Here is a 2,211-nt window from a genome sequence, read left to right as displayed (position 1 = left end):
GCGCACGGCGTCGACCAGTTCGCGGCTGCTCTATGAGGCGATCGGCAAAACCTATGACGGGTTGGGCTTTGGCGCCGTCGGTGATGCGGTGTTCCGGGACTTGGTGATCGCCCGGATCGTCGAGCCGCCGACACCCTGCGCCAGGAGTACTGGCATGGGCGGGCACTGCCCGCCGCGGATACCGCCGAGCGGAAGGCGGTCATCCGCGACCGTGAGCGCATCAGCTGTTCCCAACGCAGCGCCGAGTCGCAGCTGCGCGCGATTCTGGAGGCGTACCACCCTTGCGCCGCTTCACTTGTTCTCCATATTGGATCGCGACATCGCCCTCGACTTCCTCGCCGACTATCCACAGGCGACGATGGGACGGCTCCGACGCCGGACAGTAATCTTTGTAACTATGCGAGGATAGCCGTACGATCGACATTTCGAGTCGTCATACTTGGCGGCGTATTCGAGAAGTTAGTTCGGCGACAAGGAGCATCGATGAAGAGCCGCGCGGCGATTTTGCATGACGTGGGTGGACCGTGGTCTGTAGAAGAGTTCGAACTTGACCCCCCCAAAGCGGGAGAGGTCCTTGTCCGGACAGCCGCAGCCGGCCTGTGTCACTCCGATGACCACATCCTTCAAGGTGATCTGTCGGCGTCGAATGAAGTGATGCGTTCGCTTGGGCTCCCAGCGATGTTCCCTGCCATCGGGGGACACGAGGGTGCTGGCGTGGTTGTAGAGGTCGGAGACGGCGTAACGCTGTTCGAGCCGGGAGACAACGTAGTCATGTCGTTCATCGCAGTGTGTGGGCATTGCCGTTGGTGCGCCAGTGGCCAGGAATATCTCTGCGACGTTGGCGCGGGTACCCTCGCTCCCGGTATGCCAACTGACGGAACCTTCCGCCATCACACTCGCACCGGAAGCAACCTCGGCCACCTCTGCAAGATCGGTGCCTTCTCCGAGCACACCGTTGTATCCCAGGATTCACTGGTGAAGATTGATCCGAGCATTCCCTTGGCATCCGCCGCGCTACTGTCGTGCGCTATCCCGACCGGTTACGGCTCCGCAGCCAAGCGTGCCGATGTCCGTGGCGGAGACACCGTCGTGGTGATCGGCGCCGGCGGCATCGGCACCGCGGCGATCCAGGGCGCGCACATCAACGGCGCCGCCTGGATCGTTGCAGTCGACCCTGTTGAGTTCAAGCAAAAATCGGCCCTGCGGTTCGGCGCAACTCACGCTTGCGGGTCCGCGCAGGAAGCTCTTGATGTAGTGCGCGACCTAACTTTCGGCGTGATGGCCGACAGCGTCGTACTATCACCGTCGCTGATTGGCAAGCCCGATATTGAAGAGGCGCTGTCGTTGACGCGGAAGGGTGGGACCTGTGTGGTGACGGGTATGTCGTCCCTGCGCACACGTTCCGTACACTTGGGTGTTCAAGACTTCACGCTGATGAACAAGAACCTCTGCGGCACCATATTCGGTTCGTGCAATCCGAGAGCCGACATCCCGATACTAGCGAGGCTGTACCAGGCTGGCCGGCTTCAGCTCGACGAAATGATCACAAAACGCTACTCCCTCGACGAAATCAACGAGGGGTATGCCGATCTTCTGAACGGCCGTATCGTACGGGGGGTCATCGATTTCGGCGTCGACTGACCGAAGTATGGGCGCCCCGGCGACCTCGTCATTCTGAACCACCCCGGGTTTGATGCACACCTTCTTTCGAGGGGAGGTTGTCCGCATCATGCCAAGGAAGTACGACGAAGCAACCAAGTGTAGAGCTGTGCGTCTGGTCGTGGAGCATCGCGATGAGTACGACAGTGAGTACGGCTGTGTCCGAGTGGTGGCTGCCCTCTCGGCGTGGGCCCGGAAACGCTGCGCAAGTGGGTCCGCCAGGCCGAGGTCGACGCCGGCGAGCGCGACGGGGTGAGCACCGCAACAGACCGGGAGGGAGCTGCGCCGCAAGGTGTCCGAGCTCGAGCAGACTAATCGTGGCCTCAAGCTCCCTGGTCTTGCGGCGTAGCTCCCGCAGCTCCCGGCTCTCCTCGCTGGACATCCCTGCCGCCTCACCGGCGTCGACCTCGGCCTGGCGAACCCACGTGCGCAGCGTCTCCGCGTTCATCCCCAGCCGGCCCGCGATCGCCTTCATCGCCGCCCACTCCGAGTCGTAATCATCGCGGTGCTCGCGGACCAACCGCACCGCCCTGGCCTTGGTGTTCTCGTCGT

At 62.5% G+C, this 2,211-nt stretch carries 2 protein-coding genes and 1 pseudogene; 2 read left to right on the top strand and 1 reads right to left on the bottom strand.

Going from position 1 to position 2,211, the window contains the following annotated elements; translation table 11 throughout:
• Both WA944_RS19240 and WA944_RS19235 read left to right on the top strand, forming a co-directional pair.
• Window positions 1-409 (top strand): hypothetical protein (locus WA944_RS19240; protein ID WP_526647236.1); only part of this gene is annotated, 409 nt, incomplete at its 5' end.
• A 74-nt stretch (window positions 410-483) separates the two neighbouring features.
• Window positions 484-1,641: an NDMA-dependent alcohol dehydrogenase gene (locus tag WA944_RS19235; RefSeq protein WP_526370370.1), complete on the top strand. Its 1,158-nt coding sequence runs from the start codon at window positions 484-486 to the stop codon at window positions 1,639-1,641.
• A 319-nt stretch (window positions 1,642-1,960) separates the two neighbouring features.
• Here the strand turns inward: WA944_RS19235 and WA944_RS19230 are convergent.
• Window positions 1,961-2,211 (bottom strand): annotated as a pseudogene (locus tag WA944_RS19230) (transposase); the annotation flags it as partial.

Source organism: Mycobacterium sp. (assembly GCF_049683355.1).
In the GTDB taxonomy this organism is placed as follows: Bacteria; Actinomycetota; Actinomycetes; order Mycobacteriales; family Mycobacteriaceae; genus Mycobacterium.
Note: the sequence above shows the minus strand (reverse complement) of the source record. Positions and strands in the feature narration are given on the sequence as shown.